General features: G+C 52.7%; 18 protein-coding genes. 5 read left to right on the top strand and 13 right to left on the bottom strand.

The genetic code is table 11. The features are described 5' to 3' along the window. Positions 1-12 precede the first annotated feature (12 nt). Both fahA and hmgA read right to left on the bottom strand, forming a co-directional pair. On the bottom strand, positions 13-1,344 hold the full coding sequence (gene fahA / locus EYB48_RS08355) for a fumarylacetoacetase (protein WP_162019861.1): 1,332 nt from the start codon (positions 1,342-1,344) through the stop codon (positions 13-15). Further along, entirely contained in the window at positions 1,345-2,673 is a 1,329-nt protein-coding gene (gene hmgA, locus EYB48_RS08350) for a homogentisate 1,2-dioxygenase (RefSeq protein ID WP_162019860.1), read from the bottom strand. It abuts the gene before it with no gap. Positions 2,674-2,825: 152 nt separating this feature from the next. Between hmgA and EYB48_RS08345 the strand changes: the two genes are divergently transcribed. Beyond that, positions 2,826-3,734 (top strand): LysR family transcriptional regulator, encoded by a 909-nt coding sequence (locus EYB48_RS08345; RefSeq protein ID WP_162019859.1) that lies wholly within the window; start codon positions 2,826-2,828, stop codon positions 3,732-3,734. 67 nt (positions 3,735-3,801) lie between these two features. Then, complete coding sequence (locus EYB48_RS08340; RefSeq protein ID WP_162019858.1) at positions 3,802-4,935, top strand: alpha-hydroxy acid oxidase; 1,134 nt, start codon at positions 3,802-3,804, stop codon at positions 4,933-4,935. A gap of 27 nt (positions 4,936-4,962) precedes the next feature. Here the strand turns inward: EYB48_RS08340 and EYB48_RS08335 are convergent, their stop codons facing one another. The 9 genes from EYB48_RS08335 to EYB48_RS08295 all read right to left on the bottom strand — a co-directional run bounded on the left by EYB48_RS08335 (position 4,963) and on the right by EYB48_RS08295 (position 14,889). Further along, positions 4,963-6,084, bottom strand: a complete 1,122-nt coding sequence (locus EYB48_RS08335; RefSeq protein ID WP_162019857.1) for a protein-glutamate methylesterase/protein-glutamine glutaminase — start codon at positions 6,082-6,084, stop codon at positions 4,963-4,965. Next, positions 6,048-6,545, bottom strand: a complete 498-nt coding sequence (locus EYB48_RS08330; protein WP_202927721.1) for a chemotaxis protein CheD — start codon at positions 6,543-6,545, stop codon at positions 6,048-6,050. Before EYB48_RS08330 ends, EYB48_RS08335 begins: the two co-directional genes overlap by 37 nt. Before the next feature lie 97 nt (positions 6,546-6,642). Beyond that, positions 6,643-7,476, bottom strand: coding sequence for a CheR family methyltransferase (locus EYB48_RS08325; RefSeq protein WP_162019856.1), 834 nt, complete (start codon positions 7,474-7,476; stop codon positions 6,643-6,645). Continuing rightward, positions 7,466-8,056 (bottom strand): chemotaxis protein CheW, encoded by a 591-nt coding sequence (locus tag EYB48_RS08320; protein WP_162019855.1) that lies wholly within the window; start codon positions 8,054-8,056, stop codon positions 7,466-7,468. Before EYB48_RS08320 ends, EYB48_RS08325 begins: the two co-directional genes overlap by 11 nt. A gap of 9 nt (positions 8,057-8,065) precedes the next feature. Then, a complete protein-coding gene (locus tag EYB48_RS19175) occupies positions 8,066-10,738 on the bottom strand; it encodes a methyl-accepting chemotaxis protein (RefSeq protein ID WP_235934973.1) in 2,673 nt (890 codons plus the stop codon). Between the two features lie 138 nt (positions 10,739-10,876). After that, entirely contained in the window at positions 10,877-13,108 is a 2,232-nt protein-coding gene (locus EYB48_RS08310; RefSeq protein ID WP_162019854.1) for a chemotaxis protein CheA, read from the bottom strand. 138 nt (positions 13,109-13,246) lie between these two features. Then, on the bottom strand, positions 13,247-13,531 hold the full coding sequence (locus EYB48_RS08305) for an STAS domain-containing protein (RefSeq protein WP_162019853.1): 285 nt from the start codon (positions 13,529-13,531) through the stop codon (positions 13,247-13,249). A gap of 13 nt (positions 13,532-13,544) precedes the next feature. Beyond that, the gene (locus tag EYB48_RS08300) at positions 13,545-13,913 is read right to left on the bottom strand and encodes a response regulator (protein WP_162019852.1); all 369 of its coding nucleotides are present in this window, start codon (positions 13,911-13,913) and stop codon (positions 13,545-13,547) included. 520 nt (positions 13,914-14,433) lie between these two features. Further along, positions 14,434-14,889, bottom strand: coding sequence for an Hsp20 family protein (locus tag EYB48_RS08295; RefSeq protein WP_162019918.1), 456 nt, complete (start codon positions 14,887-14,889; stop codon positions 14,434-14,436). Positions 14,890-15,124: 235 nt separating this feature from the next. On the opposite strand from EYB48_RS08295, the gene EYB48_RS08290 reads away from it, so the two are divergent. From EYB48_RS08290 to rlmF, 3 genes are all read left to right on the top strand, one after another. Beyond that, complete coding sequence (locus tag EYB48_RS08290) at positions 15,125-15,673, top strand: thymidine kinase (protein WP_162019851.1); 549 nt, start codon at positions 15,125-15,127, stop codon at positions 15,671-15,673. A 454-nt stretch (positions 15,674-16,127) separates the two neighbouring features. Next, positions 16,128-18,668, top strand: coding sequence for an alkaline phosphatase D family protein (locus EYB48_RS08285; RefSeq protein ID WP_328823313.1), 2,541 nt, complete (start codon positions 16,128-16,130; stop codon positions 18,666-18,668). A 154-nt stretch (positions 18,669-18,822) separates the two neighbouring features. Next, the gene (gene rlmF, locus EYB48_RS08280) at positions 18,823-19,842 is read left to right on the top strand and encodes a 23S rRNA (adenine(1618)-N(6))-methyltransferase RlmF (RefSeq protein WP_162019849.1); all 1,020 of its coding nucleotides are present in this window, start codon (positions 18,823-18,825) and stop codon (positions 19,840-19,842) included. 15 nt (positions 19,843-19,857) lie between these two features. On the opposite strand, the gene EYB48_RS08275 is transcribed toward rlmF, so the two are convergent. Together EYB48_RS08275 and EYB48_RS08270 are read right to left on the bottom strand one after the other, a co-directional pair. Then, positions 19,858-20,430, bottom strand: a complete 573-nt coding sequence (locus EYB48_RS08275; protein WP_162019848.1) for a hypothetical protein — start codon at positions 20,428-20,430, stop codon at positions 19,858-19,860. Next, complete coding sequence (locus tag EYB48_RS08270; protein WP_162019847.1) at positions 20,427-21,776, bottom strand: peptidylprolyl isomerase; 1,350 nt, start codon at positions 21,774-21,776, stop codon at positions 20,427-20,429. Before EYB48_RS08270 ends, EYB48_RS08275 begins: the two co-directional genes overlap by 4 nt. Position 21,777: the final 1 nt, after the last annotated feature.

The raw sequence follows: 21,777 nt of genomic DNA, 5'->3' as shown, positions 1-21,777 counted from the left end.
TGCTGCGCGGGCTTATATCACTGCCGGTAACAAAGTCCCGCTGACTTCGCCAAAGCCGATTCTGGCTGCACCGTCTTTTTGTGCCCAGCCGCGCATGATGATGGTGTCGCCGTCTTCCATGAAGATGCGCTGTTCGCCATTCGCCAGTTGCAACGGTTTTTTGCCGCCTTCAGTCAGCTCCAGCAGCGAGCCAGCTTCTTCCGGGGCCGGGCCGGACTGAGTACCGGAACCGAGCAAATCACCGGCATTCAGGTTACAGCCATTCACGGTATGGTGGGTCACCAGTTGCGATACGGTCCAGTAAGAATGACGGAAATTCGACAGCGACAGGCGTTGTGCCGCAGTGCCGGTTTCGCGCATTTTGCTGGTTTGCAGCAGCACTTCGAGTTCAATATCAAAAGCGCCGCTGCTGCGCAGGCTGGACGCTTCCAGATAGGTCATAGGCTGAGGATCAGCACTATCGCGCTGCCAGCCAGTGCGGTAAGGCGCCAGCGCTTCCAGCGTCACCACCCACGGAGAAATGGTCGAGGCAAAATTCTTCGCCAGGAAAGGGCCTAAGGGCTGGTATTCCCAGGCTTGCACATCGCGTGCCGACCAGTCATTCAACAGGCACAGGCCAAACACATGGGACTCTGCCTGATCCATAGAAATACGGTCGCCGAGCGCATTGCCAGGGCCGATGAAAATACCGATTTCCAGCTCATAGTCCATGCGCTTGGCCGGGCCAAACACCGGTTCATCCACTGTCGGCGGTTTAGTCTGTCCGACCGGGCGACGGAAGTGCTGACCCGATACCGCGATCGAGGAAGCACGGCCGTGATAGCCGATCGGCACCCATTTGTAATTCGGCAGCAGCGGATTATCCGGACGGAATAATTTACCCACTGCCGTCGCATGATGGATAGAGGTATAAAAATCGGTGTAATCGCCGATGTGCGCAGGCAGCGCAAATTCTGCGGTATTTTGCGGCGACAGGCAGGCATGCAGGCTACCCTGCAGCGGGCTGCCTTCACGCAAAACACGTGACAAGGCCAGACGCAGTGCCGACCAGACCGGCGCGCCTGATTGCATCAGACCATTCAGATTTGGCGCATTCACAGCGGCGGTGAAATGGCCACCCTGCAATTCGGTAAAACCGGCAAACGCATGGACTGCATGCGCAGCTGCCAGATCCAGGATCTGATCGCCGATGGCGACACCGATGCGGAAAGTCTGATGGCTGCCAGCGCGGCGGAATACGGCGAATGGCAGATTCTGAATCGGGAAATCAGTGTCAGGCTGATTGGCAGAAGTGACCCAGCTGCGCAGGTTCACGTCATGGGTTTCATTGAGTTGCAGCGTCATTTATTTTTGCTCCGGATTGAAATTCTTTTTGATGCCCTGCCAGCATTGGTAGTAATCGGCCTGCAGTAATGGTGATTCCATCGCGGCACGGCTAGGTTTGATGATATTACGCGTTTCTATCATAAACGCCATGGTATCAGCGACCTTCTGTGGTGTGCTGGTGTCGATCTGGCTGGCCTTATCAAAGGTAGGCGCATCCGGACCGTGGCCGCTCATGCAGTTATGCAGACTGGAACCACCGGGACGGAAACCGGCCGATTTCGCATCGTACTGACCATGGATCAGGCCCATGAATTCACTCGCGATATTGCGATGGAACCAAGGTGGGCGGAAGGTGTTTTCGGCCGCTAACCAGCGCGGTGGGAAAATCACGAAATCGATGGTATCCACACCCGGTGTATCGCTAGGCGATTGCAGCACCAGGAAAATCGAGGGATCAGGATGATCGTAGCTGATCGAGCCTATGGTATTGAAATGGCGCAGATCATATTTGTAAGGCGCAAAATTGCCATGCCATGCGACCACGTCCAGCGGCGAATGGCCGATTTTTGCTGACCACAAATTACCGCTGAATTTTGCCAGCAATTCGAAATCGCCTTCTTTATCTTCATACCAGGCCACCGGGGTCTGGAAATCGCGCGGATTGGCCAGGCCATTGGAGCCGATTACGCCCAGATCAGGCAGCTTCAGCATGGCGCCGAAGTTTTCGCACACATAACCGCGCGCTTCGCCGTCCGGCAAATGTATCTGGAAACGTATGCCGCGCGGTATCACCACGATTTCCTGCGGCTCCACGTCGAGCAAGCCTAATTCAGTACGTACATGCAGGCGTCCGACTTGCGGAATGATGAGCATTTCTGCATCAGCATTGTAGAAAAAGCGTTGCTGCATATCGCGATTCGCAGCATACAAGTGGATCGCGCAACCGCTTTGGGCGTCGGCCGAGCCATTGCCCGCCATGGTGACCCAGCCATCGATGAAATCAGTCGCACTGGCAGGCATAGGCAGCGGGTCCCAGCGCAGTTGATTCGGGGTGCTCGGTACAGCACCGAAATCATTGGTCATCTGGCCACTTGCTACCTGCACGAAAGGCTGGTGCATGGCAGCCGGGCGGATACGGTAAGTCCAGCTGCGGCGATTGGCGTGGCGTGGCGCAGTGAATGCGGTGCCGGAAATCTGTTCCGCATACAAGCCATATGCGCATTGCTGCGGCGAATTCTGATTCTTAGGCAGCGCCTCTGGCAAGGCTTCGGTGGCAAATTCGTTAGCAAAGCCTGTCTGATAGCTAAGTGATTGCGGATTTTGCTGCGGTAAAGACTGAAGACTCATGGATACACCTTATCGTGGGCGTGGAGAACTGAAGTCAGCTGCGGCTTAAGCCAAATCTGCACACTGACGACGGAATTTGCAGCGAACTTTACTGCAAAGCCATCTCTTTTACGATATAAATACAAAAATACAGACCATTCATCAAATCAATAATGCGCGAAGCTAAAGACCTGGACCTGAATTTACTCGTGGTGTTCCAGCATATCTTCCGGGAACGCCGGATTTCTGTGGTGGCGCGACAACTGTCCTTATCGCAGCCTGCCGTCAGCAATGCGCTGAGCCGTTTGCGGCGCAGTTTTAATGATGACTTGTTTGTACGCACGGCCAGTGGCATGCAACCCACACCACGTGCCGAGCAATTAGCCGATGCCGTCAATCTGGCCTTGCGCCATGTGACCGAGGCGCTCAATGTAGACAGCCCCTTCGACGCCGCCAGCAGCGAGCGCCGCTTCACGATAGCGATGACCGATGTGGGCGAAGTCTACTTTATGCCGGTGCTGGCCACGCTGTTGCACAGCGTAGCGCCGAAAGTACAGATCGTGACAGTCAGGGCCGCCAGCATAGACTTGAAAACCGAAATGGAGTCAGGCCGTGTCGATCTGGCCATCGGTGCGCTCGATCAGTTATCCGAAGCCTGGTACCAGCGCCGCCTGTTCCGCCAGCCCTATGTCTGCATGTACCGGCGCGGTCACGCACTGGCAGGCCAAAAAATTGCCCTGGCCGATTTTGTCGCGGCCCAGCATCTGATCGTGACCTCGCAGGAACAGCCTTATCTGAAAATCAATCAGGCACTGGATAAAGCGGGCGTGCTGGCGGCGGCGCATTTTCAGGTGCCGCACTTCGTTGCGGTGCCGTATATCGTCGCCACCAGCGATTTACTGGTCACCGTTCCGCTCAAACTGGCACAACGTGCGGCACAGCCGTTTGATCTCGAGTATTGTGCGCCACCACTGCGGCTGCCAGCCTTGCAGACCAATATGTTCTGGCACAGGCGCTATCACCAGGATGCAGGCAATCTGTGGTTGCGGCAACTGATCTCTGAGCGCTTTGTGGAAGCCTGAAAAAACTTCAGCTATACAGCCACTAAAAATCCTCTACACTTGAACTCTCATCATCAAGGAGCGCATCATGCCCGTCATCACTTGTGTTGAAGATTTACGTCTGCTCGCCAAAAAGCGGGTGCCGAAAGCCTTTTATGATTACGCGGACAGCGGCTCTTACAGCGAGAGCACCTACCGCGCCAACACCGATGATCTGGCCACGATTAAGCTGCGCCAGCGGGTCGCCATCAACGTCGATCAGCGCAATACCCGCACTACCCTGCTCGGTCAGGATGTCACGATGCCGGTCGCGATTGCGCCAACCGGACTGACTGGCATGCAATGGGCAAATGGAGAAATGCTGGGCGCCATCGCCGCAGAAAAATTTGGTATCCCTTTCACGCTGTCGACCATGAGTATCTGTTCGCTGGAAGATATCGCCAGCGTCACCAGCAAGCCATTCTGGTTTCAGCTCTACGTCATGCGTGACCGTGGCTTTGTGCGCGAACTGATACAGCGTGCCAAAGCCTGTGGCTGCTCGGCGCTGGTACTGACGCTGGATTTGCAGATACTGGGACAGCGTCATAAAGATTTGAAAAACGGTATGTCTGTGCCGCCACGCTTAACTCTGGCTAATCTGCTGGATCTGGCCAGCAAGCCGGGTTGGGCTTTGCGTGCACTCGGTGGCCGTAAAACCTTTGGCAATCTGGCGGGGCATGTCAAAGGCAGCAGCGGCATCACCACCCTGAGCCAATGGACCGCGAGCCAGTTCGACCCCACGCTGAACTGGGATGACGTGGCATGGATACAGCAGGAATGGGGCGGCAAGCTGATACTCAAAGGTATCCTCGATGTGGAAGATGCACGCCTGGCGGTTCAAAGCGGGGCCGATGCGATCGTAGTCAGTAATCATGGTGGACGTCAGCTCGACGGCGCAATCTCGTCTATCCAGGCCTTACCTGCGATTGCTGAAGCAGTCGGACATCAGACTGAAGTCTGGTTTGACGGCGGCATACGCAGCGGACAAGACATACTGAAAGCCTGCGCCTTAGGTGCAAAAGGAACCATGATAGGCCGCGCTTTTTTGTATGCGCTGGGCGCGATGGGTGAACAGGGTGTGAGTCTGATGCTGGAGATTTTGCGCAAGGAACTCGATGTCAGTATGGCGCTGACTGGCAACAAAGATATACGCACAGTCGGACCGCATAACCTGGTGCGCTGAACACAGCACCAGGGCAGCGCATACTGCTCAGCTGTGGCGGCGTGCGTATTGTCCGATCAGCGTGGCGATTTCTGTGAGCGGGACAATGGTATCAACCGCACCATGCTTTACGGCTTCTTTCGGCATGCCATACACCACACAGCTTTTCTCATCCTGCGCTATGGTCTCGGCACCGGCGTTATGCATGTCCAGCATACCGAGTGCACCATCGTCGCCCATACCTGTCATGATGATGCCAAGCGCATTCGCACCGGCACTGCGTGCCACTGAGCGGAACAGCACATCGACCGAGGGTTTGTGGCGGTTGACTGGCGGGCCATCGTTAATTTCCACATGATACTGAGCGCCGCTGCGCTTGAGCTGCATATGTTTGCCGCCAGGTGCAACCAGCGCGCGCCCGTCTATCACGCGGTCGCCGTTTTTTGCTTCCAACACTTCGATCTCGCAAATCTTATTGAGCCGTTCAGCAAAGGCCGCGGTAAATTTTTCCGGCATATGCTGCACGATCACGATGCCTGGCGTAGTACGGCCCAGATTTCTCAACACCACTTCCAGCGCCTGCGTGCCACCAGTTGAAGTGCCTATCGCCACCAGTTTATTGGTGGTCACCACCATCGCTGCTGCTTTTTCTGAGGCTGGCATGACCTGGTTAATCGTGAGCTTAGGTGGCGTATTCAGACTCGCCATCGACATCGCCTTGACGCGCCGCATATCGATCTGGGCCGCAGATTTCACCGCCTGCACGATGTCGCCTTCATCTTGCTCCAGAAAGCCTTTCAAACCGGACTTAGGTTTGGTCACTATGCCGACTGCCCCCGCTGCCATAGCCTGCATCGAGGTGGCGGCACCTTTCTCGGTCAGGGTAGAGCAAATTACGACAGGTGTGGGGCGAACCGACATCAGTTTCTTCAAAAAAGTGATGCCATCCATGCGTGGCATTTCTACGTCCAGCACCACCACATCTGGCCAGCGCTGGTTCATCTTTTCCATCGCAAAGATAGGGTCAGGGGCCGACCCTATGACCTCAATATCGCTATCCTTAGCCAATACAGCAGCCAGTACCTGGCGTACCACTGCGGAATCATCCACCAACATTACTTTGATTTTTCCTGTCACGGTATGATTACTTTCTCTACATGTTTGACCCATACATCGCCGGACCAGACATCAAACATCACATTGCGATGTCCAACCCCACCCATATGCTCGCTTTTCACCGTAAATTCATTCTCAGCCAGTAAGCGCCGCCCCAGTTCTATATTACGATCCGGTACCGCAAAAACGCTGGTGTCATGGTCAGGAAACTGATTCCCGCCTCCGAACATTTTGACTTCATAATCCCATGGCCGGGTACGTGCAGCTTTGATTTCGCGCAGAAACATCTGCATCGCATCCTGGGCATACTTACCATCCAGTTCCTTGCTATCCGGATTGCGCTTATTTTGTGGCAGCATGTAATGACACATACCACCTATCTGCAATCTAGGATGCCACATAGTGATCGCCACGCAGGAGCCCAGTATGGTACGTATGCGTGTTTCCCGGTCGCCAAAATAAAATTCGCCGGGCTGCAAAAAAATATCGATATAAAAATCCGGTGCAGACATCATGATTCGCTCTCACCGCAGACGGTGTGACAGAACGGCTTCTGCCTGTCGCGTGTATGCTATACACAGTACACTGGCGCAGGCAACATCTGCTCTGAGTTTATGGTTCCCGGCGGTAAACCGACGGCTGTATCATCTTGAGTGAGGTATTAATTCCATTCAAGGTTTCCGAGTGGCTGATAAAAAAATATCCACCCGGTTTCAACTTCTCAAGCAAGCGCTGCACCAGCTTCTGCTTGGTTTCCACATCAAAGTAAATCATCACATTGCGCAAAAATATCAGGTCAAACAGTCCTATATCGGGTAGCGGTTCGATCAGATTCAAGGAGCGGAATTCCACCTTATTGCGTAAGGCCGTATCAATCAGAAAATAATCCTGATATTCGTCCCGCCCTTTGAGGCAGTATTTTTTTAAATACGCAGGCTTAATTTTTTCTGCCGCCTGCATAGGATATAAAGCACGTTGCGCTTTTTCCAAGACGCGGGTGGAGATATCGCTGCCCAGAATTTCCCATTGCTGCTCGCCCGCATATTCCGCCAGCACCATCGCCAGCGTATAGGCTTCTTCGCCGCTGGAACTGGCAGCGCTCCAGACCCGGATCTGGCGCTGCTGACTCAAACCCGGTAAGACATGCTGACGGATAAAATCAAAATGCCCGGGCTCACGAAAAAAATAGGTTTCATTGGTGGTCAGTAAATCGATTGCAATGATGGTTTCGTCTTCATAACCAGGGCGACCGAACAAAGCAAAATAATCGGTATACGTGCGTAAGCCACGTTTGCGTAAGCGCTTTTCCAGCCGCCCCATGACCAGCGCCTGCTTGCCCTCATTGAGCGCAATGCCAGTGTGTTCATACAGATAGCGGCAGATCCAGGCGAATTCGTCCTTTTGTAAACTACGTATCGGCTGAATGACCGGTGAGCTAGCGTTCATACTCCGGCTCCGTCAGGTTTTCTGCCTGCGCACCACCCAACATGGCACTGCCCAGAGCCGACATCTCAGCGACCGACAGCACCTGTGTCAGATTCAGTACGATGATAAAACGCCCGTTATGCTTCGCCATGCCAGTCACAAAATCTGGCCGGATACGCGCGCCAAACGCCGGTGGTGGCTCGATATCCTGACGTGCGATATCAATCACTTCATTCACCGCATCCACCATCACACCTATGCTATGGGAACCGGTCTCTTCATCATCATTAAACTCAATAATCACGATGCTGGTGCGGCGTGCGATACTGGTAATGCCACGGCCAAAGCGTGCATTCATGTCGACTACCGGCACCACCTTGCCGCGCAGATTGATCACCCCACGAATGAAAGCTGGCATCATCGGTACTTCAGTCAGATCACCGTATTGGATGATCTCTTTGATGTTCAGTATTTCCAATGCATAGATTTCACCACTGAGCATAAACGTCAGATACTGCGCAGTTTCCAGGCCAGCCCGGCCCTGAGTATCCGCCTCAGAGCGGCGCACAGCATGATTTGTTGATTCAGTTATCGCCCCCATCACCATCTCCTAGAAGCGTTCAAATTTCGCTTCATCTACGCCGGAAGCAACGCTGCGTACACCACGCCTGCTGATACTGCTGACCTGACGCGAGGGCCGGTTTTCCTGGCTGTGCGCACGGTGATTTTCATTGCTGATGCGGAAGAAGCCCACCAGTTCCTTGAGCTGCTCCGCCTGGCTGGTCATTTCTTCCGCCGTTGCCGCCAACTCCTCACTGGACGATGCATTTTGCTGGGTGATCTGATTCATCTGATTCATCGCGGTATTGATCTGCCCCACACCTGCAGATTGTTCCTGAGAGGCAGCGGCAATTTCCTGTACCAGGTCGGAAGTGCGGCCTATGCCGGGCACGATCTCATCGATCAGCTCACCCGCACGTTCTGCAGTTTTCACACTGCCACTGGCCAGATCACCAATTTCACGCGCTGCCACCTGAGAACGTTCGGCCAGCTTGCGTACTTCAGCGGCAACCACGGCAAAACCTTTACCATGTTCACCGGCACGTGCGGCTTCAATCGCGGCATTCAGCGCCAGCATATTGGTTTGATAGGCGATATCGTCGATGATGCCGATTTTTGACGCAATTTCATTCATCGCATGCACCGTGTGCTTGACTGCCTCTCCACCTTCGACGGCTTCATTAGCGGCCTTACCTGCAATCCCATCAGTGACTTTGGCATTTTCCGCGTTCTGATTAATACCCGCTGCCATTTGCTCTATGCTGGCACTGGTTTCTTCCACACTGGCAGCCTGCTCACTGGCGGCCTGGGACAAGGCTTGCGAAGTCGCACTGACCTGCTCGGAAGCATTCGATAAAGCGTCGGTGGCATTGATCACATCTGTCACGATCTGCGACAGTTTTTCTACGGTCTCGTTACTGGCAGACTTCAATGCGCCAAAAGTACCTTCATAGTCCTTGTCTATGGTCTGGGTCAGATCACCTTTAGAAATCGCTGCCAATACGCGCAAGACCTCATTGAGACCTTCGTCGCTGGTTGTCATCAGTTTGTTGATATCTACGCTGAGTTTGGCAAAGAATCCGGTCTTCCCTTCTTCTACTGCCCTGGCTTTAAAATTACCTGCCACTGCCTGCGCCACAATATGACTGACTTCTTTTTCCACTGCGACCTCAGCAGTGCGATCCGTCCATTCAACCACGCTGCCCAGACGTTCCCCTTTTTCACTCATCACAGGATTCGCAGACAGTGCAAAAGTACGTCCACCGACTTGAATTTCGGCCCGGTGATTATTATTAAAACTACTCAGCATGCTGGCCTGATGACTGGGGTTCTTATGGAACTGATCGATATTCGATCCCATCAGATGTGCCACATTAAAATTCGGCAGCACTTTACGGATGTCGTTTTCCGCTATGCTCAGCATCTGCACCACAGATTTATTGAGATAAATGATATTGCGGTTGTTATCGGCGATCATCACATTGGTCGCGCAATTATCCAGTGCAATCTTGATACGCAGGTTTTCTTTGGCGATGGCTTCGGTCTCTTCCATACGCATCTTGATGTTGCCAACCATCGCAGACAGATTGGCAGCGATACTGGACACATCATTATCAGCAAGCGCCAGGCTGGCACTGAAATCACCGGAAGAAACGCGGCTCGCATACTCCACCACTTCTGTCGGCTCCTGTCCAACCTGACGGATTACCGTGCGTATCATGATCCAGGCCAAGACGACCACGATCAGAAACAAGGCGATACAGGCACTGAGCATCTTCAGGCGCAAGGACTTTTGCTCATCCAGCCGCTGCTCTGTGCGCTTCAGCATTTCTTTGAGCAAGGTCTGTTCGAGTTCGTGTGTGCCATCGATCGCCGCTGACAGGCTTTGTGAATAGTTACGTATATCGTAATCCAGTTTGCTGCTGTCTAAAATCTTATCGGAGATCAGCTGACCTGCCTCGCGGACTTTATTGGCCTGTTCCTGCATTTTGCTGGCGAACAGCTCTCTGTAGGAAGTGCTGTTATCAAACAATCTGTTGAATACCTTATCGTTGCGCCTCTGATTGTCTGTAATCACGGCATACAATTCGGACAAATTTCTTCTGTCTTTATCAGTCAGCGCATGATTAGACAGCGCTTCAAATCCCAATGCGCGTGCCTTACGCAAATCCTCAGTCATGCGAATGATGCCATCGGTCGTCAAAGACGCCAGATAAAAAGTGGTTGCATCCGGACTTAACAAAATGTCGCTGGCATCGGCGGTTTTATCGATGAAGTCGAACAGTTTTTTGATCAGCTGCAAATGGCGCGCACGGTTCTCATCGATCTTCATGCGATCCCTGTCGTTCAGTATGCCTTGCCAATCCTGTTTCATGGCTGCGACTTGCGGCTCCAGCTGCGTTGATGGATAGTCCTTCACAAAGTTCTGTAACTGATCCAGAGTGGCGCCCAACTCCTGTCCGCTTGCATCGCGCTGCGCTTTCAATTCCTCCTGACCGCTGATCACCAAGGAGTTGCTTCCTGCATGACGTTGTGCCAACTGCATGGTTTTTGCAATTCCAGGAAAAATGAGTGAACCCATTTTTTCATTCTGCGCCGCAGCCACATCACGGTTGATCACATTCAGATACAAGAACAATGGCAAGCCAAACAGAATGACGACAAACACACCAACCAGTGCGAACTTCTGCCACATTCTCAATGATTCTAAAAGCGATTTCATGAGTGCTTCCTTTCTGCGAGGAACAACAATGACAAACGTTAGAAAAATGATGAATCTTATCTACTGAAAACTGATACAAAATCGACGCGCCCCGGCGTTAACTGCCTGCACAGCTTTGAGCTGTTTTTCACGGCTTCCTTATTGAATCAACTTACTAGTCTGATATGGGGCTTGAGTAAGCTGGATTTGCTGTTGCTGCTGTTGACGCGAGTAGTACTCAGTCATGGCGGGAACACTGAGTATCAGCGCCACCTCGCCACTACCGAGTATGGTGGAGCCACCAATGCCGCGCACATGATTGAAAATTTTACCCAGGGGTTTAATCACCGTCTGGAATTCACCCATGAGCCGGTCCACCACCAATCCCGTTCTTACTGCACCATAGCCCACCACCACCACATTCTGGCGCCGTGGTAAGGCATCCTCGATGTCGAATATGCTGCGCAAGCGAATGAAGGGCAGCACTTCACCGCGCAGGTCCATATAATCCTGCTCTTCACTTTGCTTAGGTAACTCCAGGCATTCGATCACATGATCCAGCGGTACCACGAAAGATGATTTCCCTACACCGACCAGGAAGCCATCGATGATCGCCAGTGTTAATGGCAGCCGGATACGGATAGTGGCGCCGACACCCATTTCGCTGTCTATGTCTATCATGCCGCGCAAAGAAGTCACATTGCGCTTCACCACATCCATCCCGACGCCGCGCCCGGACAGATTCGATACCTGATCTGCAGTCGAAAAACCCGGCTCAAAAATCAGCGCATAAATTTCTTTATCTGTGAGCGTGCTGTTGGCTGCGACTAAGCCGCGCTCGATTGCTTTGGCCAGTATCTTGTCTTTATTCAGGCCACCACCATCATCACTGACTTCAATCACGATGCTGCCAGACTCATGGTAGGCATTCAGGCGCAGCAGACCACGTGCCGGTTTGCCACGCGACATACGCACGGTAGCCGATTCTATGCCGTGATCCATGGAATTGCGGACCAGATGCATGAGCGGGTCACCGATTTTTTCCACCACCGACTTATCGACCTCGGTATCGCCACCGCTGATTTCCAACTGTATGTCCTTACCCAGTTCCATACTCACATCGCGTACCACACGCTGGAAGCGGCTAAAGGTGGTACCGATAGGCACCATACGCAATTGCAAAGCACTGTCACGCACTTCCTCAACCAGGCGCATTACTTCACCGGTAGATTCAAGCAAGGCCATATCATGATTTTTACTGGCACGCAGATTGGCACCGGCACCCGCAATCACCAGTTCACCGACCAGATCAATCAGCTTATCCAGCCGCTCGGCGTCAACGCGTATGCTCTGGCGCTCTCTGGCCTTTTGTTCTTTGACTTGCTGCTGCTTATTCAAAGCAGCATTCAGCACCGGCGCCTGCAGCATTTCCTGGTCAACCAGAATTTCACCAATTGGTACCTGTGATGAATTACCGCTCTTTCCATCGCCCCGTTGCGCTTGTAATTGCAGACAGGTTGCCAATTCATTCTTGGTCAATACACCGCTTTTAATCAGTATTTCACCGAGTAGTTCATGATCATCCGGTAAGCCTTGTATGATGCTGATGTACTCATCCATTTTGCTATTCGGCGGCACAATACGGATCACGCTGTCTTCACGTACAAACTCGAATACGTTTTCTATCGCTTCTTTAGATGCATTGCTTTTCAGTACAACCTCAAAGCCCAGATAGCAGCTTTCGGCATCCATGCGCTGTACATCGGGCAAGTCATTGCTGATCGTAAGGATATGTATCACATCGCCCAGGGTACTCAGATAGCGGATAAACGACAGCGGGTCCATGCCATTACGCAGGCAATCCTTACCAAAGCGCAGCGACAGATACCAGTTCCCTGCGTCGACTACGGTGCCACCTGACGTCGTGGTATGCACCACCTCATCCTGACCGATGACGGCGGAACTTGGTCTGCTGTTCTCCGCATGCCCATCTAAATAAAATCCAAGTTGTACATGCAGCGCAGAACCTGCGGCTTCCAGCTCTGCACTTTGTCCTATCTGTCCGGACGCCACCCCATCAATCAGAGTCCCCAAATGATCGCGGCAAGGCAGTAGCACTGCGACCAGGCCGGAAGTCACAGGAATTTCGCCGTCACGTACCTTGTCGAGTACGCTCTCCAGCACATGGGTGAAAGTAACGATATGCTCGAGGCCGAATAAGCCAGCTGAACCTTTAATGGTATGCGCAGCGCGAAAAATAGCATTAATGGCATCCGCTGAGTCTGGCGTATTTTCCAGTCCCAGCAGCAGATCTTCCATGTCCTGCAATAAGTCACGACTTTCCACCACAAAGGTTTCCAAAGCCGCTTTCATTTCACTATCGAAACTCATTCTTTCCCCCGAATGATGGAATACGGAATGCTGCCTGCTTCAGATATTGCTGTACTTTATTGCGATAATGCAGTGATGCTGAAAATAATAGGAAACGTAGTTTTCTTAATTTGAATCACGCGAAGCCGATACAGTGATTCAGGAATGTAAGACCACAGGATCGCCGAAACTGGCGGTGGTATTGGATAATTCCAGTATATCGAGCACGGCCTGACTATGCATCACATAGCGTAAATTTTTCCCGCTACGTTCAGCTTCTTTTTTCATGAGTATGAGTATCTGCAAACCTGCAGTATCCATTTCAGAGACACGTGACAGGTTGACTTCCAACTGGCTATCCTGCTCCAGAAATTCCTGTAATCTCTGTTTTTCAGTTGCGGCGGTATAAATCGTCAATTCGCCCTGAATATCCAGATTTTTCATGGCCGCCTCACTGCTATGGAAGGATCAGTTTAGAAACAGCCGCCAGCATTTGCGCTGGTTGAAATGGCTTCACGACCCAGGCTTTGGCACCGGCCGCTTGCCCCTGTAATTTTTTACCTTCCTGCGACTCTGTGGTCAGCATAATCACCGGCGTGAATTTATAGGCCGCTAATTTTTTGACTTCCTGCACAAAGCTGATGCCATCCATATTGGGCATGTTGACGTCGGAAATAATCAGATGCACTTTTTGACCCGTCAGTTTTTTCAAGGCATCGACGCCATCGATACCTTCAATGACGCTATAACCGGCACCGCGCAAGGCCAGTCCGACAACCTGACGGACCGATGCAGAATCATCGACGACTAAGATAGTTTTGGACATTGCAACATCCTTTCCTGACATTTACACAAATAGCGACTGGCACGCTTTGCAATCGCCTGGTTGCAAAGCTGCGCGCTGAGATTCGTATTTCACCCGCTTGTTTCACAAGCTTAATGTAGTGCAGCCAATCTGGTTTTGAAGCAATTACTCAAAAGAGCAACTTTATCGCGGCAAAAATTGATGCTACACAAAGTTGCCACAGATAATTTTGTAAACATATTTTACAAATTAAGAGCCAGATTGATATCGACTTTCTTAGTAAAAAGTTGTAACAACATCATAGCCACAATATATGCACCGAAGCAATTTCTTTTTAATATATTTGTTTCGATAAGAAAATCATTATTTCCACCAAGAAATTAATAGCTGACTTCCACCTAAATCCCCTCTATGTAGCAGGTAACGCAGCACAACTCACGCGAATACGCATGTTGCAAAAAAGTATGGAGACATGAAAAAAGCCAGTCTTGAAGACTGGCTTTTGGCTAAAAATCCGGCTTAAGCGACTTGCGCTTTCAAGTCAGGCGGCATGCTGAGTTTCGACTAATTGCAGGTTTTCACCATCGATCAGGATGCGACGTGGCTTATAGGCTTCCGGGATCTCACGTATCAATTCTATGTGCAATAAGCCATTATCCAGACGGGCACCGACTACTTTCACGTGATCTGCCAGACGGAAGCGGTGCTCAAAATCACGTGCTGCGATACCACGGTGCAGATAATTTTTCTGACTTTCGTCTTTGTGGCGACGTCCAACCACTTTCAGCGTATCGCGCTCACTTTCTATCTCCAGCTCTTCTCGGCTAAAGCCTGCTACCGCCATGGTGATTGCATATTTATCTTCGGCGATCAGTTCTATATTGTAGGGAGGGTAGTTGCTGGCAGTTTCATTGCGTTGCGCATCATCGAAGAGTTGAGCCAGGCGGTCAAAACCAATAGCAGAACGGTACAAAGGGGCGAAGTCAAAATTACGCATGGTGATATCCTTTTTAACAGAAGCGATGTATTCAATATTGAGAGTTTTCATCCCATCTCTGATGCAGATGAATCAGACCTCTTAGAGCGTCCGATGAACTCCAGATAAGGCAGAGTTTTTTGATTTCAAGAGCAGTTTTCCGCCTACAATAGCGAAAATTTTTTTGACCTTGCCGCCATTTTTTTGCTTGAAAAAGACCGGCATCGTCACCACGCATTTTTTCGGAAGAGTCACAGTGGCCAAGCTATATTTTCGTTATTCGGCGATGAACGCCGGTAAATCCACCGCCTTATTGCAAGTCGCTCACAATTATGAAGAACAGGGCCAGAGTGTATTCCTGTACACCGCCGCGATTGATAACCGCTATGGCGTCGGCAAGGTGACTTCGAGGTTGGGACCACAACGCGAAGCCGCCGTTTTTGACAGTCAGTTTGACTTTTTTGAGCAGGCACCCCAGGTGAATTGCGTACTGGTGGATGAGGCGCAATTCCTGACGCCAAAGCAGGTAAGGCAACTGCACCAGCTCGCGCATCTGCGCGGCGTGCCGGTCATCTGCTATGGATTACGCAGCGATTTTCTGGGTGAACCATTTGCCGGTGCCAGTTATCTGCTCACCCTCGCTGATACCATAGAAGAGTTAAAAAACATCTGTACCTGCGGTAAAAAAGCGACCATGAATATCCGTGTCGATGAACAGGGCAAGCGACTCAAAGCAGGTGAACAGATCTCTATCGGTGGCAATGAGCTTTACCACCATGTGTGCGGCCGTTGCTTTTATAAGTAAACAGCTTCTCCCATTTCCCACAGCTCAAACTTCCAACCCTATCCTGATAAGCACTGCATCCCAGCCTGAGCCGGGATGCAGGCTGGGATACAGTCTCTGCTTCACCGATTTCCGCTCACAATAGTGCTGCCCGCTGACACCACCTCAGTGGCTACAGCAGCACTCAAATGGCCTGATTACTCGTCAAACTGAGAAAAAAAACCAACAAATTGACCACTGGTCACTTATCCAAAGAATTTTCAAAAATGCTTGTATTTATTACTTCAATCTGCAAGGAAGCACTTACATAGAATGTTTCCACCAAGCATCCTGTCATCAGGAGGAAACATAGTTTCTCTAAGCTCCAGCGCTTTAGTCTATTGTTATCGACTGGGATTTTTTCTACCCTTTTCCGCCTATGGATTCAGGGGGAGCTCACAAAAAAATCCCGCATAACAATAATCAGGAGATCAATGTGGATAGAAGACAGTTTTTGAAGTACAGCGGATTTTTTTCTGTAACGGTGGCAACAACAGGCTTAACTGCCTGTGGTGGTTCCAGCTCGACAGCAACAGGCAATTCTGAATTGCCAGCAGCCAGCGGCAGTGCCTGGAAATTCCCGCAAAGTATTGCTTCCGGCGACCCGCGTCCGGACAGTGCCGTGCTGTGGACCCGCGTGGTACCGGCATCGCTGGATGTAGCCGCTGCCGCACCGGCTGGCAATGATGTCTCTATCCGTCTGATCGTTACTGCGGCCGACAATAGCGCCGCACTCGGCAGCAACACTGCGTTAACAGGTACGACGATTGTTGATACCCGCCTGCCCTTACTGGCCAGCTTCGACAATACGATACGCAATAAAGTCACAGGCTTACAAGCGGGTCAGACTTACTTCTATCAATTCATCGCCGGTGATGTGCGCTCGAATGTAGGACGCTTTAAAACGGCGCCAGCTGCTGGCAGCGATGTCGCGAAACTGCAGTTCGCTTACCTGACTTGCCAGGACTGGAGTGTCAATCACTGGGGTGCGATGGATTACATCGCCAAAAACGAGAACCTCGATTTTATCATCCATCTGGGTGACTACATTTACGAAACCGTGGGTGCTTCTTTCCAGGTCGGTAATGTGGAAGCGCGCCACACGGCGCTGCAATTACCGGATGGGACAGTATTGAACGACGCGTCCGGCACACCGACCAAGGCCAAGTATGCGACCACGCTGGCCGACTACCGTTATCTGTACAAAATGTATCGCAGCGACCCGCGTCAGCAAGCGCTGCATGAACGCTTCGCCTATATCGCGATCTGGGATGACCATGAATTCTCGGACGATGCCTGGCAAGATGCGATCACTTACGACAATAACAGCCTCGATAAACTGGGTGACAACCAGCACTTACCGCAGCGTCGCCGCTCTGCCAATCAGGCCTGGTTTGAATTCATGCCCGCCGATGTAAATCTGGATACAGCAGACAATGGCTTCCAGAACATCAAGATCTATCGCGATTTCCAGTTCGGCAAACTGATGCAACTGGTGATGACAGATGAGCGCCTGTATCGTAGCGATCACGTGGTGCCGGAAAACCTGTTTAATCCATCGACTGGCAAGCCACTCAATAGCAGCATAGGTTCACGCTATGTAGTGCCACAAGACGTATTCAACGCACTGGAAGCTCAGAAAGTCACCACCGCAACTGCGATGACCACCGACCCGCTGGCTTACACCTCCATGCTCGGTAAAACTCAGCGCGACTGGTGGAAAGACAAGATGGCCTCTTCTTCTGCGACCTGGAAGGTATGGGGCAATGAAGTATCGCTGATGCGCATGGGCTTGAATGGTACGGATGCGATTGCGACGCTGATCGCTTTGAGCTCGGTTTCTACGCTGGCGACCAACATCGGCACTGCACTCAGCAATCCTGCCTTGAAAGGCAATGTGCTAGTCGCATCCGCGCTGGTGGCAGCCGCTACCGCAGGCGCGGCGCAAGCGACGGCTGCGGGCGCAGCAGTAGCGATTGCAACGGCAGACGCCACCAGCGCATCCTTACCGGCAGCAGCGGTGGCCGCTGGCCTGACGACTGCACAGGCTGGCATCGCAGTTGCTGCCTATGGCGCCGCCAAAGCAGCAGCGCCAGCAGGTACAAACACCCAAGTCGGTGCTGCGGCACAGACCATTGCGTTTGGCTACATCAAACCGGATGTACAGGCGAATAAAGAAAAATCCACCTTCGTGATCGCATCTGGCCAGCAAGCTGCATTGTCTGCCTTCTTCACCAAATTCCTGCTGAATTGCGATCAGTGGGATGGCTACAATGCGGAACGTAAGGCCCTGATGCAGCATTTGCTGGATAAGAAAGTCAGCAATGTGGTGTCTGTCACGGGCGATATCCATGGCTTCTTTGCCGGTACCGTCAATCATGACTTCGATGCTGTCGGTGGCGGCACGCCAGCGATGGTGGATCTGGTCAGCGCCGGTATCAGCTCCGACTCCTTCTTCAAATATATGATGGATGGCGCAGGCTCGACCGGACTGGCAACGATCATTTTCTATCCGCTGTCTATCCCGGTTCCGAATATCGGCACCATCACCGTCAATGCCAATATGCTCGACTACACCATGGGTAAAGCGGCACCGACTATCGATGGCTTGCTGGAACAAATCCGCGTTCCGCTGACCGGTGCGCTGGCAGCCAAAGGCGTGCCTGAAGGCGCCGTTCTGACAGGCACAGTACAGGCCGTGCTGGCCGGACTGAAAGCCGACAGCAGCTTCAATACCAATCTGCTGGGACTGGCACAGCAACTGGCCGCACTGGCGAATAACCAGTGGATGAAATACATCAATGCCGATGCACAAGGTTATACCGTCGTGACAGTCACACCGGGCAATCTGGTGGCGCAGTTCAAGCAAGTGAACAAGCTGGTTAATACCGGCAGCATGACAGCGCCAACCAATGTGATTGCGCGTGTAACCACGGCCACCGTCAACACTGGCACAGCCGCAGTAGCGATTAGCTAATCAGGCTGTCAACCGCAGTTCAGCCTATCCCCAGGCTGAACCCGGTTTGAATAACTCCCGGCATTTACTCTTGCCTCCGTCAATGACGGAGGCTTTTTTTGGGCTGCACTGTGGGTTTATGTCAAAATGCTGAGCTTAGCCTCACGGACTTATCATGCCTGCACCCCGCAAACCCAAGCCACCAGTCAACAACGCAGCCAAGAGCGACAAGACAGTCAGCGCTCAGCTGCATCCACGCAACCGCCATCAGGGACGTTATGACCTGAGTGCCCTGAGCACAAGCGAGCCCGGGCTGAAGGAATTTCTGGTGCAGACTGCGCATGGCCTCAGCGTTGATTTTGCCAATCCGGCTGCGGTGTTCATGCTGAACCGCGCCATCCTGCAGGCAGACTATGGCATATTGAACTGGTCGGTATTAGCAGGGCAGCTCTGTCCCGCAATACCGGGACGCGCTGATTACCTGCATCATCTGGCGGATTTACTGAGTGATAGCCATGGTGGACGGCTACCCGCTGCGAGCGGCATACAGGTGCTGGACATCGGTACCGGCTCCAGTCTGATTTATCCTTTGCTAGGCAGCGCAGACTATGGCTGGCAGTTTGTCGCGACCGATATCAATCCGGCTTCGCTGGACCATGCCAGCGTTTTGCTGAGTCACAATCCCGTTCATGCCAGCCGCATCGTTTTGCGGCAGCAACCTGACCCGGGCGCTATTTTCAAGAATATCCTGCAGCAAGGGGAATGGTTTGATGTGACTTTGTGCAATCCGCCATTTCATCGTTCGCCACAAGAAGCCGCGGCAGGCTCTGAGCGCAAATGGCGGCAATTAGGCAAGGCCAGCGCGGCTCCAAAAAAACAGGCTACACAAACAGCCGTACTCAATTTTGGCGGCAAGGATGCAGAACTTTGGTGCCCCGGCGGTGAGCTTGCCTTCATCTTGCAAATGATGGATGAAAGCGCACTCTTCCCTGCCCATTGCTATTGGTATTCCAGCCTGGTGGCCAAGGCTGAACATCTGCCTGCACTCAAAGCACGACTCAAACAACTCAAGGTTCAGGACTGGCGCGAAATCGCTATGGGTCAGGGCAATAAACAAAGCCGCCTGCTGGCCTGGACTTTCCTGACCCCGTCACAGCAAAGCAGCTGGAAAAAACTGCGCTGGAATAAGCGTTAATTTTTTAGCGCTGATTTAGCGCTGAGTGCGTTTCCATTCCGGATGCTGCTGACGTAATTCCTGCTCCAGTGCAGCCAGCCTGCGTGCTTTTTCTTCCATCTTAGCGATCGCCACCGGATCGATTCCGCTTTGCCGCCCACGCTCTATGTCGCTCAACAGGCGCGGCACTTCCTGTTGCGCAGCATCGGCAAACGAGGCCAGCAATTGCTGATGCTGATTCGCCTCGTAACGCTGATACGCCTGGGGATCGGCCAATTCTTCGCGCGTAGGCTGCAGCGGACGCTGGGTATCGCGCGCTATCGGCGGGCTGCGCGGGTCGCCATAGCGGGTTGCAGCCAGGCTCTGCGCCGCTGGCATGGCAGGACCGGTATCGAGTAAAGGCACGCGCTTGAGCTCCGGAAATGGCGGTGGCCAGCTTGCGGTTTTCGCGCTGCCCTGCTGGCTCAGTTGTGTACCAGACTGACTGCTCACTGCAGTCAGATTTTGATTTGTCGCTTGCGGCACACTGCCATCATCAAACAACAGACGTGCCGCCAGTAGTAAGCCCAATGCCAGCAACACAACCCAGAGCCAGGCGCGGCGCATCATGTCGCGCTCCCGGCTGTCAGGTATTCGACCTTGGCAGCCTGCCTTGCACTGCGTTGTAACTGGCGTATCTGTTGCACGGCTTTTTCCTGTGCGATGGCGCGACTGGCCAGATAGCGTACGGATTCCGAATCAACAGGCTGATAGCCGTCCTGCCGCTGGCTGACCAGAATCACTTCCCAATAGGCTGGCTCTTGTGGGCCGACTGCAGCCCGAAAGGGTGGCGACACCTGCCCCGGTTCCTGCATCATTGCGAGTTCCTGCAACCAGCTGAGTTGGCCCTGATGCCGGATTTCGCCCAGATCACCACCGCTGGCCGCGTCTGGCGCAATCGACCACTGGCGCGCCAGTGCGGCGAAATCCTGACCACGCCGCGCCTCCTGCACTATCCGTTCTGCGGTAGCCTGATCTGCTAACCGGATATGTCTGGCGCGGATCGTGGCGATGCGTTTGAATTCTTCTTTATGCTGACGGTAATAGGTCTGAATCTCAGCCGTTTTAACTTGCTTAGCCAAGCTATTCAGCACCGGACTTTCAGCGTCGATATCAGCGCCTATGCCATGCAATGCCAGCAAAGCACGCACCTGATTCTGCTCTTGTAAAGCCTGCCGCAAATCCGCCACAGCGGCACCGCCAAAACGCTGCTCCGCCCAATCCTGCACATAACGCTGGCTCAGATACAGCATGGCTTGCTGGCGCACAAAAGCCTGATTACGTGCAAACAGTTCGACCCGTCCCTGTACATTCTGGCGCTGATACACATCGGCCAGCGTAATCACACCGCCCGGTGCCAGATTTGAACGCAGCACTACAATTTGCTGCGCTGTTTTTAATTGCGCTTCATTCCAGCGATATTCCACAATCAGCTTATCGTCAGCACCCAGCAGTTTTTTCCAATCCTGTTCGGTGACCGGATACTCCGCGCTCACTTTGCCCTGCAAACTGGCACCGGGCAGCGCTTTCAATCCCGCCTCCAAAGGCTGCAGATAAGCAGAACGCAGCGCGGCTGCGAGTTGATCATCAGCCGCAACGGCAGGATCAAAACCGACCCGCTTCGCACCGGCTTGCAAATCCAGATTGGTAAAACGTTTTTGGGCTAAACGGACCAGACTACGGTTGCTGATGATTTCTTCCAGTACCGCTGCTTTCGTCGCGCCGGCATCCTGCTGCTGCGCCATTTGCAGCATCACATCCACGGTCAGCTGGTGTACGGCTTGTCCATCCAGCTTTGCCAACACCGAGGCACTGGCAACTGAGGCCAGTCCGACTGCAGTCAGTAAGCCAACTGCTGCGCACAACAAGCGGTGCAGGCACCGCTTGTTGGCACGCGCTATGCGTGAGTTCCACATC

The sequence above is a fragment of the Cognatundibacterium crateris genome (genome assembly GCF_010078235.1).
Lineage (GTDB): Bacteria > Pseudomonadota > Gammaproteobacteria > Burkholderiales > Burkholderiaceae_D > Undibacterium > Undibacterium crateris.
This window is presented reverse-complemented; position numbering and strand designations above follow the sequence as displayed.

Bases quoted from the DNA above. Each gene is read 5' to 3' on its own strand.
- fahA (WP_162019861.1), bottom strand. From the start codon at position 1,344: ATGACGCTGCAACTCAATGAAACCCATGACGTGAACCTGCGCAGCTGG.
- hmgA (WP_162019860.1), bottom strand. From the start codon at position 2,673: ATGAGTCTTCAGTCTTTACCGCAGCAAAATCCGCAATCACTTAGCTAT.
- EYB48_RS08345 (WP_162019859.1), top strand. From the start codon at position 2,826: ATGCGCGAAGCTAAAGACCTGGACCTGAATTTACTCGTGGTGTTCCAG.
- EYB48_RS08340 (WP_162019858.1), top strand. From the start codon at position 3,802: ATGCCCGTCATCACTTGTGTTGAAGATTTACGTCTGCTCGCCAAAAAG.
- EYB48_RS08335 (WP_162019857.1), bottom strand. From the start codon at position 6,084: ATGGGTCAAACATGTAGAGAAAGTAATCATACCGTGACAGGAAAAATC.
- EYB48_RS08330 (WP_202927721.1), bottom strand. From the start codon at position 6,545: ATGATGTCTGCACCGGATTTTTATATCGATATTTTTTTGCAGCCCGGC.
- EYB48_RS08325 (WP_162019856.1), bottom strand. From the start codon at position 7,476: ATGAACGCTAGCTCACCGGTCATTCAGCCGATACGTAGTTTACAAAAG.
- EYB48_RS08320 (WP_162019855.1), bottom strand. From the start codon at position 8,056: ATGGGGGCGATAACTGAATCAACAAATCATGCTGTGCGCCGCTCTGAG.
- EYB48_RS19175 (WP_235934973.1), bottom strand. From the start codon at position 10,738: ATGAAATCGCTTTTAGAATCATTGAGAATGTGGCAGAAGTTCGCACTG.
- EYB48_RS08310 (WP_162019854.1), bottom strand. From the start codon at position 13,108: ATGAGTTTCGATAGTGAAATGAAAGCGGCTTTGGAAACCTTTGTGGTG.
- EYB48_RS08305 (WP_162019853.1), bottom strand. From the start codon at position 13,531: ATGAAAAATCTGGATATTCAGGGCGAATTGACGATTTATACCGCCGCA.
- EYB48_RS08300 (WP_162019852.1), bottom strand. From the start codon at position 13,913: ATGTCCAAAACTATCTTAGTCGTCGATGATTCTGCATCGGTCCGTCAG.
- EYB48_RS08295 (WP_162019918.1), bottom strand. From the start codon at position 14,889: ATGCGTAATTTTGACTTCGCCCCTTTGTACCGTTCTGCTATTGGTTTT.
- rlmF (WP_162019849.1), top strand. From the start codon at position 18,823: ATGCCTGCACCCCGCAAACCCAAGCCACCAGTCAACAACGCAGCCAAG.
- EYB48_RS08275 (WP_162019848.1), bottom strand. From the start codon at position 20,430: ATGATGCGCCGCGCCTGGCTCTGGGTTGTGTTGCTGGCATTGGGCTTA.
- EYB48_RS08270 (WP_162019847.1), bottom strand. From the start codon at position 21,776: ATGTGGAACTCACGCATAGCGCGTGCCAACAAGCGGTGCCTGCACCGC.